Origin of the sequence: Niveibacterium sp. 24ML (genome assembly GCF_026586805.1) — a bacterium.
In the GTDB taxonomy this organism is placed as follows: domain Bacteria; phylum Pseudomonadota; class Gammaproteobacteria; order Burkholderiales; family Rhodocyclaceae; genus Niveibacterium.
This window is the reverse complement of the sequence record NZ_JAPFHA010000009.1, coordinates 75,902-91,459: the sequence shown is the minus strand read 5'-3', so window position 1 is coordinate 91,459 and position 15,558 is coordinate 75,902. Positions and strand designations below refer to the sequence as shown.

The following is a 15,558-nucleotide window of genomic DNA, read 5'->3' as shown; positions in this document are numbered from 1 at the left end:
GCGACTCTGCGCCTCTGCGGTCAATTCCGCCGTTCGCTCAGTCCAAGCCGATCCAAGTCGTCTTGAGTTCGGTGTATTTGTCCATCGCATGCAGCGACTTGTCGCGGCCGTTGCCGGACTGCTTGTAGCCGCCGAAGGGCACGGTGATGTCGTCTTCGTCGTACTGATTCACATGCACGGTGCCGGCACGCAGCGCACGCGCGATGCGGTGCGCTTTGTTGATGTCGCGCGTCCATACGCCGGCTTGCAGGCCGTAGATGGTCTGATTCGCCTGGCGGATCGCGTCATCGACTTCGTCGAAGGCCAGCACCGACAGCACCGGCCCGAAGATCTCCTCGCGCGCGATCGTCATGTCGTTCTTCACGCCATCGAAGATCGTTGGTGCGACGTAGAAGCCGCCGGTTTCGGCGCGGGCCTGCTCGCCGCCAACAAGCAACTTGGCACCTTCCTTGCGGCCCGAGTCGATGTAGCGCATCACCGTATCGAGCTGCGTCTTGTCGACCAGCGCACCCATCACCGTGTCGTCGGCAAGCGGATCGGCCGGCTGGTACTTGGGCATCAGCGCCAGGGCGCGTTCGAGGAAGGCATCCTTGATCGAGCGCTCGACGAAGAGGCGCGACGGCGCGTTGCAGCTCTCGCCCTGGTTGTAGAAGATCGAGCCGATCGCAGCGCCCACTGCGCGATCCAGGTCCGGGCAGTCGGCACAGACGATGTTGGGCGACTTGCCACCCAGTTCCGCCCAGGCCCGCTTGAGGTTGCTCTGCCCCGCATTGACCAGGATGAGCTTGCCGACGCGGGTGGAGCCGGTGAAGGCGATGCAGTCGACATCCATGTGAAGCGACAGCGCGTTGCCCGCTTCGTGACCAAAGCCCGGCACCACGTTGAACACACCGGGCGGGATGCCCGCTTCGAGCGCCAGCTCAGCAAGACGCAGCGCGGTCAGCGGTGACTTTTCGGAGGGCTTCAACACCACGCTGTTGCCCACTGCCAGCGCGGGGGCGATCTTCCACGAGGCCATCAGCATCGGGTAGTTCCACGGCACGATGGCACCCACCACGCCCACCGGCTCGCGCGTGATCAGCGCAAGGGCCTTGTCACCCGTCGGCGCGATCTCGTCGTAGACCTTGTCGATCGCCTCGCCATACCAGCGGATGGTGTTGGCGCAGGCGTTCACGTCGGTCGCACGGGCGTTGCGGATCGGCTTGCCCATATCGAGCGTTTCGGTGAGCGCAAGCTCGTCCTTGTGCGCGAGGATCTGGTCCGCGAAGCGGATCATGATCTGCTTGCGCGCACGCGGCGAAAGTCCGGCCCAGCGGCGGTCTTCAAAGGCAGCGCGAGCGGCCGCAACCGCCGCATCGATATCGGCTGCATCGCCCTGTGCGACTGACGCAAGGAAACGGCCATCGACCGGCGAATTGCAGTCGAAGGTCTGTCCGCTCACGGCAGCGACCCGCTCACCGTTAATCAGCGCGCGGCCATCGAAGCGCAGGCGCCCCGCCATCTCGGTCCAGGAATTCAGATTTGTCGTCATGACGCGTACCTATCTTCTTTCACCACGAAGGCACTAAGAATCGCAAAGGGCCGCCAAGGAAAGCGTTCAATCTCGCTTAGCTTCGTGGCCCTTTGTGCTTCTTTGCGTCTTTGTGGTGAACTTCATCTATCGATACCACCCAGGCAGATGTACTTGATCTCGAGGTAGTCCTCGATGCCGTATTTCGAGCCTTCACGCCCCAGCCCTGACTGCTTCACACCTCCGAATGGCGCAAGCTCGTTCGAAATCAGGCCGGTATTCACGCCGACCATGCCGTACTCCAGCGCTTCGGCAACGCGGAAGATGCGGCCGATATCGCGGCTGTAGAAGTAGCTGGCGAGGCCGAACTCGGTGTCGTTCGACATCGCGATCACGTCGGCTTCATCCTTGAACTTAATCAGCGGCGCGACCGGGCCAAATGTTTCTTCGCGGAAGATCTTCATGTCGCGGGTGACGCCGGTCAGCACGGTGGGCTCGTAGAAGGTACGGCCGAGCGCATGGCGCTTGCCGCCCGTCGCCAACGCGCCACCGGCAGCCAGCACATCGCTGACATGCTCCTCGACCTTGGCGAGCGCCTTGGTGTCGATCAGCGGCCCTTGCTGAACGCCGTCTTCCATGCCGTTGCCGACCTTCATCGCGGCAACCTTGGCAGCGAGCTTGGCGGCGAAAGCGTCGTACACGCCTTCCTGCACGAAGAGCCGGTTGGCGCACACGCAGGTCTGCCCGGTGTTGCGGAACTTGGAAATCAGCGCGCCCTCGACCGCCTGGTCGAGATCGGCGTCATCGAACACGATGAAGGGTGCGTTGCCACCGAGTTCGAGCGAGAGTTTCTTGATCGTGTCGGCCGACTGGCGCATCAGGATGCGGCCCACTTCGGTGGAGCCGGTAAAGCTCAACTTCGCGACGGTCGGGTTGCTGGTCATCTCGCCGCCGATCTCGGTCGAGGATCCGGTGATGACGCTGAAGAGCCCCGCCGGAAGCCCCGCCTCCTCGGCGAGCACCGCCAACGCGAGCGCCGAGAAGGGTGTCTGGGTTGCGGGCTTGAGCACCATTGCGCAGCCCGCCGCGAGTGCCGGCCCGGCCTTGCGGGTGATCATCGCATTCGGGAAGTTCCACGGCGTGATCGCCGCGCACACGCCGATCGGCTGCTTGATGACGATGAGCCGCTTGTCGGCCTGGTGCTGCGGAATCGTGTCGCCGTAGATGCGCTTACCCTCTTCGGCAAACCATTCAATGAAGGATGCGCCGTAGGCGATCTCCCCCTTCGCCTCGGCGAAGGGCTTGCCCTGCTCGGCGGTGAGGATGCGCGCGAGATCGTCCTGATGCTTCACCATCAAGTCGAACCAGCGGCGCAACACTGCAGCGCGCTCCTTGGCAGTCTTCGCGGCCCAGGTTTTCTGCGCGACTCGCGCGGCTTCGATTGCGCGGCGCGTTTCGGCGACACCGGCCATCGGTATCGTCCCCAGTTTCTCCCCCGTCGCCGGATTGATGACCTCGGCAGTCTTTCCACTGTCGGCGTCGCACCAGCGGCCGTCGATATAGGCCTGCTGGCGCAGCAGGTCCTTGCGTTGCAATTCCATGAGATTTTTCCGTCAGCGCTTTGGACCGCGCCGGACGCCCGCCCGGCGCGAAAATACCGGCCGCTCCGCCCCCCAGCGAAGCGGCCGGCGAAGGATCAGAACGATACGACCGTTGCGACCCCGAACAACTGGTTGGACTTCTTGTAGCTGCCGTCTTTGACGACCTCGAAGACTTGCTTGTTCGACGCGTCGTAGCGGTACTCGGCCTTGAAGGTGGTATTCAGGTTGTACAGATAGCCGAGGCCGAAGGTCAGCGCATAGCGATCGGAGCCGTCGCTGGCCGGGTCATCACACCACGACGCCCCGCACAACGTCATGTCGTCCGTTTGGAACTTCCCCGGGCCGATGCCGTTGCGGCCATCAGAGAAGTTGTAGCCAAGCAGCCCGCCGCCGTTCTTCTTGTTGCTGACATAGTCGGCACGCACGATGCCTTCGAACTGCGGTGTGAACTTGTAGGCGGCCAGGCCCGACGCGCCCCACCAGCTGGCGTCCTGCAACTCGCCGGTCTCTGCGTTGGCGTAGATGGCTGCGTCTTTCTGTGTGCCGTAAGACAACTGGCCCTGCACCGTCCAGTCGCCGCGAATGAAGTAGCCGTCGATTTCGAAGAGGTTGACCGCGGTGTCTTTCAGGTCATAGGCCTCACCGGTGATCGGGTTGCCAACGCCATCGTCTGCACGGAAGTTCGCCGCCTTGCCATGCACGCCGGCAAAGCCGAAGCCGTTGAACTCACCCTTCGCGTAGTCCACGCGGTAGGCGAACACCGGAGTCTTGTCACCGGTGTTCTTCTTGCTCGCGTTCATGTTGGCGAGCAGGCCTTTCATGATCCACTTGCCGCGGGTCAATTCCAGACCCGCGCCGGTGTAGGCGGTGGGCAAGGTGAAATCGAACAGCAGGTTATGGGTGATCAGTTTGTTCTGCGTGCCGGGCAGGTATTCGTAGCCCGACCAGTCGGGGATCTGGCCCGCGATCATGCGCGTCTGCAGGTCGCCCAAGGGGACCGAAACCGAGGCTTCGGCAATGATGTTGCCGGCGTTGAAGACTTCGCCTACACCACGGTTGGGCTGCAGCGTCAAACGCCACTTCGTGCCGCCATCCATTTCTTTCTGGATGTCGAGCTGGGCCATGCCGAAGTAGCCGTTGTCGTAGTTGTAGCCGTCGTCGCCCACCTGATTGAGGAACTGGAATCCGGCGGTGTCCTGGTTCTTGTTGTAGATGAAGGCCGGGTCCATGTAGCCGCTGATCTTCAGGCCACGCAGGCCGGAGGATTCGCGCGCGTCTTCGATTGCCTCGGTCTTGACGGCGATGCGGTTGAACTCCTGCTGCTGGTCCACCGTCATGCCGGCAGGTGCAGCCTCAACGGCCACCGGCGCGGGCTTGCTCGCCTTGGCCGCTTCATCTGCCTTGACCTTCTGCTCCAGTTCCGCAACGCGCTGCTTGAGCGCACGCAGTTCATTGAGCAGCTCTTTGTTCGACTGTGCCTGTGCAGTCGCCGGGAATACTGCTGCCAGCGCCAGCGCCAAAGACGTGACCTTCAAGGCATTCATCGGGCTCTCCTCCTGGGTGAAATCGGATCTGTGTCGGGGTTGGGGTCAGGATGCGCGTTGGGCTGCGGCCATTTCTCGGGCTCGCTGGCGCTCAGCGCGCGCAATCAGATAACTGGCGGTGACAACGGCGATGCAGACCACCACGATGATCACGGTGGCCACCGCATTCACGCTCGGGTTCAAACCCAGGCGCGCACGCGAAAAGATCACCAGCGGCATCGTCGTGGAGCCGGGGCCGGAGAGAAACGCCGAGAGCACCACATCGTCGAGTGAGAGCGTGAAGGTCAGCAGCCAGGCCGACGCCAGCGCCTGCCCGATCATCGGCATCGTCACCAGGAAGAACACCTGATGCGGCTTGGCGCCCAGATCCATCGCGGCTTCTTCGATCTGCGGATTCAGATCCTGCAAGCGCGCCTGGATGACGACGGTTGCGTAGGCCAGACCAAGCAGCAGGTGGCCCATCCAGATCGTCATCGCGCCGCGCTCCGGGAATCCAAGCCAGCGCTGCACCGACACCAGCATCAGCAGCAGCGAAAGCCCGACGATCACTTCAGGCATCACCAGCGGCGCGTTCACCATGCCGCTGAACATCGTGCGGCCGGTAAAGCGCTTGTACTTGACCAGCGTGAAGGCGGCGAACATGCCCAGCACGACCGAAGCACAGGCGGTGAAGAACGCGACTTTAAGCGAGAGCCAGAAGCCCGAGATCATCTCGGTGTCGTGCATCAGCTTGCCGTACCACTTGAGGGTGAAGCCCCCCCAGGTGGTCGGCAAGGGCGAATCGTTGAACGAGTAGATCACCAAGGCGATGATTGGCAGGTAGAGGAAAGCAAAACCTGCCGCGAGCCACGCCTTGCCAAAGCGGCGGTTGAACGCGTCGCCGAAGATCGGGGGCTTCTTGCCGTTCATGAACGGGCCTCCTGCGCTTCAGCCTGGTATTTGTTGAAGATGGCGAGCGGCACGATGATCAGCAGGATCATCACCACCGCCACGCTGGAGGCCATCGGCCAATCGTTATTGCTGAAGAACTCGTCCCACAGCACGCGGCCGATCATCAGGGTTTCCGGCCCTCCCAAGAGTTCCGGGATGACGAACTCGCCCACGCAGGGAATGAAGACCAGCATCGACCCGGCAATAATGCCGGCCTTCGACAGGGGCACCGTGACCTTCCAGAACGCCGTCCAAGGCGTCGCCCCCAGATCTGCAGCCGCTTCAAGCAAGCGCAGATCCATCTTCGCGAGGTTGGCATACAGGGGCAAGATCATGAACGGCAGGTAGGTGTAGGTCATGCCCAGCACCAGCGAGAAAGGCGAGTTCATGAACTTGCCAAGCGCCGGGATCACGCCGAGCGCGAGCAAGAGGTGATCGACATGAAGCCACTCGAGCAGGTTCGCAACCCAGCCGTTCTCGCCCAGCAAGCCCTTCCACGCATAGACACGCAGCAGGAATGAAGTCCAGAAAGGCAACATCACCATCATCAGCAGCGCAGGCTGTATCGAGGGCTTGGCGCGTGCCATGAAGTAAGAAAACGGGTAGCCGATCAGCAAGCAAAAGAGCGTGGTCGCCGCCGCGTACTTGAGGCTGGCCAGATACACCTTGAAGTACAAGGGGTCTTCGGCAATGAACTCGTAGTTGCTGAACTTGAGCGTGAGCTGAAGCAGACCATCCTTGTAGGTCAGCAGGTCTTTGAAATGGACCGTCTCCATTTCCGACACGCTGATCTTCAGAACGATCAGGAAGGGCAGCAGAAAGAACACCAGCAGCCACACGTAGGGGACGCCGATGACTGCCGAACGCCCGCTCAGCAGTTTGGAATTGCGCAGTTGCGTCAGCACAGCTTGAGGGCTCATCGCGGCGTCGCTTTCACTGCGTCAGCACAACCTGCGAGAGGGGCGTCCAGCTTGCCCACACTTCATCCCCCCAGGTGAGCGGATCATCGCGATGACGCGAGACGTTGCTCTCGCTGATCTTGAACACCAGACCGCTGCCCAGCTGGATGTGATAGACGGTATGGCTGCCGAAATACACCATGTCCTTGATCGTGCCGCGAACATGGTTGTACTCACCGTCGGGCTTCTCGCGGGTGACGTGAATCTTCTCGGGGCGGACGGCGACCGACACCGCCATGCCCTCGGTGCCGGTGATGCCGTGCCCAACATAGTGTTTGCAGTCGGCACACTCGACGATGACGTGATCGGGGTTGTCGTCGATCAGCGTGCCATCCATCAGGTTCACGTTGCCGATGAAGTCGGCCACAAACCGGTTCGCCGGTGTTTCGTAGATCTCGCTCGGCGCGCCGATCTGCAGGATGTTGCCCTCGCTCATGATCGCAATGCGCGAGGCCATCGTCATTGCCTCTTCCTGATCGTGCGTGACCATCACGACCGTCACTCCGACTTGCTCGATGATGTTGACCAGCTCGATCTGGGTTTCTTCGCGCAACTTCTTGTCGAGCGCGCCAAGCGGCTCGTCGAGCAACAGCAGCTGCGGCCGCTTGGCCAAGCTGCGCGCCAGCGCCACGCGCTGCTGCTGCCCGCCCGATAGCTGATGCGGCTTACGCTTGGCATACTTGCCCAGCTGCACCAGCTTGAGCATTTTCTCGACCCGCTCGGCAATCTGGTCTTTGGGCATGCCGTCGCGCTTGAGCCCGAATGCGATGTTTTCTTCCACGCTCAGGTGCGGAAAGAGCGCGTAGGACTGGAACATCATGTTGATCGGGCGCAGGTAGGGCGGCAGGCCCTCCAGATCCTGACCGTTAAGGATGATCTTGCCGGAGGTCGGGCTGGAAAAGCCCGCAAGCATCCGCAAGAGCGTGGTCTTGCCGCAGCCGCTCGAACCGAGCAACGCGAAGATCTCGCCCTTGGCGATATCAATGCTGACGTGATTGACTGCCTTCACGCCGCTGAAGTCTTTCACGACATCCTTGATCTGCAAGAACGCCGGTGCTTGCGAAGCCACCATTACCCTCCCTCCGTCCGCGTGACGCGGATTGGTTACAGACCGGTCTTGAACGACGTGTAGATGCGCGTCATCTGACGGCGGATATCGTTGTTGATCGAGTCGGGCATCGCCATCTTCTTCATTTCAGCTTCGGAAACGAAAACGGTGGGGTTGCTTGCCACTTCAGGCTTGACGAACTTCTTCGACTCCTTGTTCGGATTCGCGTAGAAGACCTTGTTGGTCAGCGAGGCATGCACTTCCGGGCGCAGGATGTAGTTGATGAACTTGTGCGCGTTGTTCGGGTGTGGCGCATCAGCCGGAATCACCATCACATCCATGAACACCACGCCGCCGGTCTTGGGCAGCAAGGCCTGGATGTTCTGACCGGTCTTGCCGTCGATCGCACGCTGACGCGCAATGTTGATGTCACCCGACCAGCCGAGCGATACGCAGATCGAACCATTGGCCAGATCGTTGATGTAGCCCGAAGAGCTGAACAGGGTGACCGAGGGGCGCACGCTCTTGAGCAAGGCGGGCACCTGAGCATAGTCAGACACGTTCTTGCTGTAGGCCGGCTTGCCCAGGTAATGCAAGGCGGCCGGGACTACTTCGGTTGCCGAGTCGAGGAAAGACACGCCGCAGCTCTTGAGCTTGGAGACGTATTCGGGCTTGAAGACGAGATCCCACGCGTTCTCCGGCATCGGCATATTGCCCAGCGCGGCCTTTACCTTGTCGACGTTGATGCCGACCGTGGTGTAGCCCCACAGCCAGTTCACCATGAACTGGTTGCCCGGATCGAGCTTGGCCAGAGCGGCCTGGAAGTCAGGATCCAGATTCTTCAGGTTCGGAATCTTGCTTTTGTCCAGCTTCATCAACAGGCCGCCGTCGGCCTGGATCTTCGCCCAGTAGGACGAAGGCACCACGATGTCGTAACCCGTCTTGCCGGCCACCAGCTTGGCGTGGACGATCTCGTTGTTGTCGAAATTGTCGTAACGGACCTTGATGCCGGTTTCTTTCTCGAAGTTCTTGAGCGTGTCCTCGGCGATGTAGTCAGACCAGTTGTAGACATTCAGGACGTTTTCTTCTTGCGCATGCGCAGCAAAAGAGAGCGCGGCGCACACACCCACCGCACATCGTTTGAGGGTGCGGCTCGAGAACACTTTCATTGGAAGCCTCCTGGTGGCTGGAAAACGAGTTACTGAGAAACACTTCAACATCAAGTCTGTCGCAGCCAGCCCTTCCGGCAGGGCCGCACAGACTTGGTCCATGTCACGAACTTAGCAAAAATCGGACCTGTACAACTGCCCAAAATACGACAAACGTCAGATCCAGTTCCGCTCTTTCAGATCAGCGTAGGTTTTATCGAGGCAAAGGCGGATCAGGGCAATCATCTCGTCGATCTGCGCCTTCGTAATTACTAGCGGCGGCGCGATGATCATCCGGTCGCCCACCGCACGCATGATCATGCCGTTACCGAACATGTGACCACGGCAAACCATGCCCACTTCCAGTGCAGCATCGAAGGCCTCAAGCGTGGCTTTGTCCTTCACCAGCACCAGACCGGCCACCAGGCCACAGGTTTCCGCAATCCCCACCAGCGGGTGGTCTGCCAGCGCGCCGAATTTCTCTTTGAGATAGGGGCCGGTTTCGTCGCGCACCTTTTCGACCAGGTGCTCACGGCGAATGATGTCGATGTTCTCCAGCGCCACCGCGCAGGCAACCGGGTGGCCAGAATAGGTGTAGCCGTGGTTGAATTCCCCGCCCTTTTCAAGCAAGACGGTGGCAACGCGGTCACCCACCATGACGCCGCCGAGCGGGATGTAGCCCGAAGTCACCCCCTTGGCAAAGGTCATCAGGTCGGGCTTGTAGCCAAACTTCTCGCAGCCCCACCACTCACCCAGGCGGCCAAAGCCGCAGATCACTTCGTCCGATACCAGCAAGATGCCGTACTTGTCGCAGATGCGCTGGATCTCGGGCCAGTAGGTTTTCGGCGGGATGATCACGCCGCCGGCGCCCTGCACCGGTTCGCCGATGAAGGCGGCCACCTTGTCCGGACCCAGTTCGAGAATCTTCTCCTCCAGCCAGCCGGCCGCCTTGAGGCCGAATGCATCCGGGTCCATGTCGCGGCCGTTTTCATACCAGTAGGGCTGCTCGATATGCACAATATTGGGGATCGGGAGATCCCCTTGTGCGTGCATGCCGCTCATGCCGCCGAGCGAGGCACCACACATGGTCGAGCCGTGGTAGGCGTTGTGGCGGCTGATGATGACCTTGCGCTGCGGCTGTTCAAGCAGATCCCAGTAGCGGCGCACCATGCGGACCACCGTGTCGTTACCCTCCGAGCCCGAGCCGGAAAAGAACACATGGTTGAACTGTGGCGGCGTCACCTCGGTGAGCAGCTTGGCCAGTTGCGCGGCCGGTACGTTGGTCGTCTGGAAGAAGCTGTTGTAGTACGGCATCTCGCGCAACTGCTTGTAGGCTGCGTCGGCCAGCTCCTTGCGGCCGTAGCCCACGTTCACGCACCACAGGCCCGACATGCCATCGAGGATTTTGTGCCCCTCCGAATCCCAGATGTAAATGCCCTCGCCTTTCACCATCACCCGCGCGCCCTTCTTTCCGAGCGCCTGGTTATCGGTGAAGGGGTGCAGGTAATGCGCACCATCGATTGACTGGATCGCCTTGGTGTCCAGCTTTGCGTCCTGGCCGAGCGTCATTTCGGTCATGTTCATCTTCCCTGGTTCTTTCAGATTCATTCAGCGAACGGCAAGCGCAGCGCCGGGCAACCGGTGGGCGCGCGGTCAGGCGCGCGCCTCGCCGCACGGCGCATCAGACGTGCAGCAGCAGGTGCTCACGCTCCCACGGGCTGATCACACGCATGAACTCTTCGTACTCGTGGTCTTTCACCGCCGAATACACGGTCACGAAGCGGTCGCCGAGCACCTTGCGAAGGGGCTCGCAACCGCGCAGCAGACTCAAGGCTTCGGCCAGACTGCGCGGCAACTGGAAGTCCGAATCGTAGGCGCTGCCAACCATCTCCGCGGTGGGCTCGATCTTCTCTGCAATACCCAGATAGCCGCACGCGAGGGTGGCCGCGAACGCCAGGTAGGGATTGGCATCGGCGCCGATCACGCGGTTCTCGACGCGGCGGTTGCGCGGGTCAGAATGCGGCACCCGCAAGCCCACGGTGCGGTTGTCGGCGCCCCATTGCACATTGATCGGCGCAGCGGTGTGGCGTGCCAGACGGCGATACGAATTCACATACGGGGCCATCAGCGCCATGCAGGCGGGCAGATATTTCTGCAAGCCGCCGATGTAGTGATAGAAGGCCTTCGACGCAGTACCGTCGGGGTTGCTGAAGATGTTCTCGCCAGTCTTTGCATCCACCACGCTCTGGTGCACATGCATTGCCGATCCTGGCTCGCCCGCCATCGGTTTGGCCATGAAGGTGGCGTACATGTCATGCCGCAAGGCAGTTTCGCGCAGCGTCCGCTTGAAGAAGAAAACCTTGTCGGCCAAGCCCAGGGGATCGCTGTGAAGGAAGTTGATCTCCATCTGCCCCGCGCCGATCTCGTGGATCAGCGTGTCGACATCAAGCTCCATCGCATCGCAGTAGTCGTAGATGTCCTCGAACAGCGGGTCGAACTCGTTCACCGCGTCAATCGAGTACGCCTGGCGGCTCGTCTCTGAACGGCCACTGCGGCCAATCGGCGGGCGCAGCGGGATATCCGGGTCCGGTGCGCGCGCGATGAGATAGAACTCCAGCTCCGGCGCAATCACGGGCTTCCAGCCCATCTCACCATACAGGTCGCGCACATGGCGCAACACGCTGCGTGGCGCGAAGTCCACCAGGCTGCCATTCGAGAAGTAGCAATCGTGGATGACCTGCGCGGTCGGGTCGGTCGCCCAGGGCACCAGGCGCACCGTCACCGGATCTGGCAGCAGAACCATGTCGCGGTCGTTGCTGGAGATCACCTCGCTGTAGCCCTCATCCTTGTCCGGGTACTCACCGGTCACGGTGCCGGCGACCACGGCTTCGGGCAGGCGCATGCCGCGATCCTGGGTGAACTTCTCGCGCGGCAGGATCTTGCCGCGTGCCACCCCAGTCAGGTCGGGGACCAGGCACTCCACTTCGGTGACCCGTTTTTCATCGAGCCATCGCTCCATGTCTTGATGTGAAAAGTTGTCGCGCAGTGTCATTTCGTTCTCTCTGAAGGTCTTGTCCGGTGCGGCGCAAGCCCGCGGCTAGGCAGGCCGGGCGCGCCGCGCGCCCGCAGCGGTAGTGGCAGCTAGGGCAGGCGGGCAAGCCAGATGTGGAAACGGGTTTCGCGATTCATGCTCTGCCCCGCGCTGCGGCGTACTGCCGGCATGCATTGCCGAAAGCACTGAAGATCTTCACCGACACCGGGTTCTGCGCGGCCTTCCACTCCGGGTGCCACTGCAACCCCATAGCGAAGGCGCTGGCGGCGCCAACACGGAAGGCCTCGATCAGCCCATCGTCGGCATGCGCCTCGGCCACCAGGGCATCCGCCAGCCGGCCGATGCCCTGGCCATGCACGGAATTGACGCCCACCCGATCGGCGCCAACGATCGCGCGCAACGTGCCGGACAAGTTGACCGGATGCGCCTCGCCGTACTGCACATCCAGCGGCGCGTTCTTGTCCTCGCGGTGGTCCTTGAAGCCGGCGACTTCGTGCACCGCCTGATGCAAAGTGCCGCCAAAGGCCACGTTCATTTCCTGAAAGCCGCGGCAGATCGCAAACAATGGCACGCCGCGTTCAATCGCACGGCGTATCAGCGGCAAGGTGACTGCATCGCGTGCCGGATCAAGCGGCAAGGCCGGATTGTGGATTGGCTGGTCGAAGTGCGAGGGATGCACGTTCGAGACCGAACCGGTCAGCATCACCCCGTCGGCCAGATCGAGCAGCGCATCAATGTCGGGCGTATCTCCCAGCACGGGAACCAGAAGCGGTTGGCAGAGCGCCACATCGGCAACCGCATCAAGGTATTTCTTGCCCACCGCATTGAACGGATGGGCGCCAAGCTGCTTGCTGCAAGCCGGCACCAGTACGACAGGTTTCTTCATAGGCAGCTGCGCCCTCAGAAATCAGCGTGGTACGGATAACCCAGGTCGCGCGCGACCGCCTCGTAGGTCACCTTGCCACGGTGGATATTGAGCCCGTTGCGAAGGTGGCGATTCTCTTCAAGCGCCTTGCGGTAGCCCTTGTTTGCGAGCTGAAGCACAAAGGGCAAGGTGGCATTGGTCAGCGCCAGCGTCGAGGTGCGTGCCACGCCGCCGGGCATGTTGGCCACGCAGTAATGCACGATGCCCTCGACGATGTAGGTCGGGTCCTGATGGGTGGTGGCGCGGGTGGTCTCGCAGCAGCCGCCTTGATCCACGGCCACATCCACAATGACCGAACCGGGCTTCATCAGCTTGAGCATCTCGCGGGTGATCAGGCGCGGCGCCGCCGCGCCCGGCACCAGTACCGCACCCACCACCAGGTCGGCTTCGCGCAGCGCCTCTTCAAGATTGGCGCGGTTTGAGTAGAGGGTCTGCAGGCGCGGGCCGTACAGGGCATCGAGTTCCTTCAAGCGCGGTAGCGAAAGGTCAAGAATCGTCACCTGCGCGCCAATCCCCATCGCCACGCGCGCGGCATTCACGCCCACCACGCCACCGCCCAGCACCAGCACTTTGGCCGCAGGCACACCTGGCACGCCCGGCAGCAGCACCCCCGAGCCACCCTGCGATTTTTCGAGCGCCTTCGCGCCCGCCTGAATCGCCATGCGCCCCGCAACCTCGCTCATCGGCGCCAGCAAGGGCAAACCGCCGCGGTCGTCGGTCACCGTTTCGTATGCGATCGCCACCGCATCGGATTCGATCAGCAGACGCGCCTGCTCAGGGTCCGGCGCCAGATGCAGATAGGTGAAAAGGATCTGGCCAGGGCGCAAGGCACGGCATTCCTCCGGCTGCGGCTCCTTGACCTTGACCACCATGTCCGCCTGGGCGAACACCGTGGCCGCATCGGCCGCGATCTTGGCGCCCGCGGCAATGTAGTGATCATCCAGAAACCCCACCCCGGCCCCGGCCTGACTTTGCACCAGCACCGAATGGCCATTGCGCACAAGTTCCGAAACCCCCGCAGGCGTAACGCCCACCCGGTACTCGTGGTTCTTGATCTCCTTGCATACGCCTACAAGCACGGTTTCCCCCTCGCTCGTCTGTCGCCCCGCAAGCCCATAGTTTGGTCGCGGATCCATCCAATTGGTAGGTGCAATGTAACGTGTTTTGGTATTATTAAAAGCACCACTTTTGCAACCTCAATGGTGCCACCATGAGTTCGCTCCCGATTGCAGACCTGATCCTGGCTGAAATGGACCAGCGCGCAAGCGCCGCAAACGTGCCACGACACCGTCGCCTGTATGAAGCGATTCGCAGCGCGGTGCTCGCACGACGCCTGCCGGTGGGCAGCAAACTGCCTTCAACCCGCGATCTGGCAAAGGATCTTGGGCTTTCGCGCAATACCGTGGTAACCGCCTTCGAGCAACTTCTTGCCGAAGGCTACGTCAGCGCGCGAACCGGCAGCGGCACCTTCGTTGCCGACACCCTGCCGGAGCCCGCGGGCCGCGAAGTGGCACCAGTACCATCGAGTACTTTTACGCATCAAGACGGTGCCACTGCACCGCAGCATGCACCAAACCTTGGCACCATTGCCGCCGACTTCGCCGCTTTGTCGGTGCGAGGGCGGCGGGTGGCAAAACACGCGGCCGGCCATCGCTACGAGATCCAGCCTTTTGTTCCGGGTGACGACGACTACTCGGCCTTCCCGATCAAGCTCTGGCAGCGCCTGCAGAACAAGTACTGGCGGGAAGCCCGCCCAGAGCTGCTTGACTACGGCCAGAACGGTGGCTACCTGCCGTTGCGGCGCGCCATCGCCGACTACCTGCGGGTATCGCGTTCGGTGCGGGTCACCGTGGAGCAGGTGCTGATCACCGGCGGCACGCAGCATTCGCTTGATCTGTGCGCGCAGTTGCTTGCCGACACCGGCGATACCGCCTGGGTCGAAGACCCCTGCTACTGGGGGGCTCAGCGGGTGTTCGAATCGCGCGATCTGGATCTGCACCCGGTGCGAGTCGACGACGAGGGCATGAACCCCTTGCCCGAAGACCTGCAACGTGTACCCCGTCTGATCTACCTGACACCCTCGCACCAGTACCCGAAGAGCGTGGTGATGAGCCTGGCGCGGCGCCGCTTGCTGCTCGACATCGCGGCGCGCACCGGCGCCTGGATTCTGGAGGACGACTACGACAGCGAGTTCCGCTACACCGGCCGGCCGCTTTCGTCGCTGCAGGGGCTCGATGCAAACGAACGGGTGGTCTACATGGGCACTTTCTCGAAGATCCTCTACCCGGGCATCAAGGTGGGCTACATGGTGGTGCCACCGGCCCTGGTCGCGCCCTTCCGCAGCGCGCTCTACGACTTGCAGCGGCCGGGCCAGATGATGCAGCAGGCCGCGCTGGCCGACTTTCTCGAGCAAGGGCACTTCGCCACACATGTGCGCCGGATCCGCCAGATCTACGGCCAGCGTCGCGAACTGCTGCAACGCACCCTCGCCCCGATCCTGGGCAGCACGGCGACGATCTCGAAAGAGGAATCAGGGCTGCATCTGGTCATCCAGCTACCGGCCGGGTCAGACGACGAGCGCCTCGCCGAAGAAGCCGCCGAGCAGGGGCTGCATGTCCGCGCGCTATCTTCGTACTACATCGGGCCGGAGAAGGAACGCGGCCTGGTCGTCGGCTATGCCTATGTACCAACCGACAAGATTGCCTACTACGGGCGACTGCTTGGCAATGTGGTCAAGGCCGCAGCCAGCGGGCGCCGTTGATGGGCCTTTTGATCAGCCGCAGAACAATCGCAGATCGCGGCGAATACGCTGAACCAGCACCTACACTGCTGGCCCTGACA

Annotated in this window: 12 protein-coding genes; 1 reads left to right on the top strand and 11 read right to left on the bottom strand. The window is 62.0% G+C overall.

Translation table 11 applies throughout. The features are described 5' to 3' along the window. Positions 1-37: 37 nt before the first annotated feature. The 11 genes from OPU71_RS09855 to ald form a co-directional block, all read right to left on the bottom strand. Positions 38-1,531, bottom strand: coding sequence for an aldehyde dehydrogenase (locus tag OPU71_RS09855; RefSeq protein ID WP_267727790.1), 1,494 nt, complete (start codon positions 1,529-1,531; stop codon positions 38-40). Positions 1,532-1,653: 122 nt separating this feature from the next. Then, positions 1,654-3,111 carry an NADP-dependent succinate-semialdehyde dehydrogenase gene (gene gabD / locus OPU71_RS09850; RefSeq protein ID WP_267727789.1) on the bottom strand — a complete coding sequence of 486 codons (1,458 nt, stop codon included), beginning with the start codon at positions 3,109-3,111 and terminating at the stop codon, positions 1,654-1,656. A gap of 95 nt (positions 3,112-3,206) precedes the next feature. Next, complete coding sequence (locus tag OPU71_RS09845) at positions 3,207-4,655, bottom strand: DUF3138 family protein (RefSeq protein ID WP_267727788.1); 1,449 nt, start codon at positions 4,653-4,655, stop codon at positions 3,207-3,209. A gap of 45 nt (positions 4,656-4,700) precedes the next feature. Next, complete coding sequence (locus OPU71_RS09840; protein WP_267727787.1) at positions 4,701-5,564, bottom strand: ABC transporter permease subunit; 864 nt, start codon at positions 5,562-5,564, stop codon at positions 4,701-4,703. Beyond that, positions 5,561-6,505 (bottom strand): ABC transporter permease subunit, encoded by a 945-nt coding sequence (locus OPU71_RS09835; protein WP_267727786.1) that lies wholly within the window; start codon positions 6,503-6,505, stop codon positions 5,561-5,563. Before OPU71_RS09835 ends, OPU71_RS09840 begins: the two co-directional genes overlap by 4 nt. Before the next feature lie 13 nt (positions 6,506-6,518). Further along, the gene (locus tag OPU71_RS09830; protein WP_267727785.1) at positions 6,519-7,616 is read right to left on the bottom strand and encodes an ABC transporter ATP-binding protein; all 1,098 of its coding nucleotides are present in this window, start codon (positions 7,614-7,616) and stop codon (positions 6,519-6,521) included. A gap of 32 nt (positions 7,617-7,648) precedes the next feature. Continuing rightward, positions 7,649-8,761 (bottom strand): polyamine ABC transporter substrate-binding protein, encoded by a 1,113-nt coding sequence (locus tag OPU71_RS09825; RefSeq protein WP_267727784.1) that lies wholly within the window; start codon positions 8,759-8,761, stop codon positions 7,649-7,651. Positions 8,762-8,917: 156 nt separating this feature from the next. Next, positions 8,918-10,324, bottom strand: a complete 1,407-nt coding sequence (locus OPU71_RS09820) for an aspartate aminotransferase family protein (RefSeq protein ID WP_324256052.1) — start codon at positions 10,322-10,324, stop codon at positions 8,918-8,920. Between the two features lie 97 nt (positions 10,325-10,421). After that, the gene (locus OPU71_RS09815) at positions 10,422-11,792 is read right to left on the bottom strand and encodes a glutamine synthetase family protein (RefSeq protein WP_267727783.1); all 1,371 of its coding nucleotides are present in this window, start codon (positions 11,790-11,792) and stop codon (positions 10,422-10,424) included. Between the two features lie 133 nt (positions 11,793-11,925). Beyond that, positions 11,926-12,678 (bottom strand): gamma-glutamyl-gamma-aminobutyrate hydrolase family protein, encoded by a 753-nt coding sequence (locus OPU71_RS09810; RefSeq protein ID WP_267727782.1) that lies wholly within the window; start codon positions 12,676-12,678, stop codon positions 11,926-11,928. A gap of 14 nt (positions 12,679-12,692) precedes the next feature. Then, positions 12,693-13,796 carry an alanine dehydrogenase gene (gene ald / locus OPU71_RS09805; protein WP_267727781.1) on the bottom strand — a complete coding sequence of 368 codons (1,104 nt, stop codon included), beginning with the start codon at positions 13,794-13,796 and terminating at the stop codon, positions 12,693-12,695. A gap of 131 nt (positions 13,797-13,927) precedes the next feature. Between ald and OPU71_RS09800 the strand changes: the two genes are divergently transcribed. Further along, positions 13,928-15,478 (top strand): PLP-dependent aminotransferase family protein, encoded by a 1,551-nt coding sequence (locus OPU71_RS09800; protein ID WP_267727780.1) that lies wholly within the window; start codon positions 13,928-13,930, stop codon positions 15,476-15,478. Positions 15,479-15,558 lie beyond the last annotated feature (80 nt).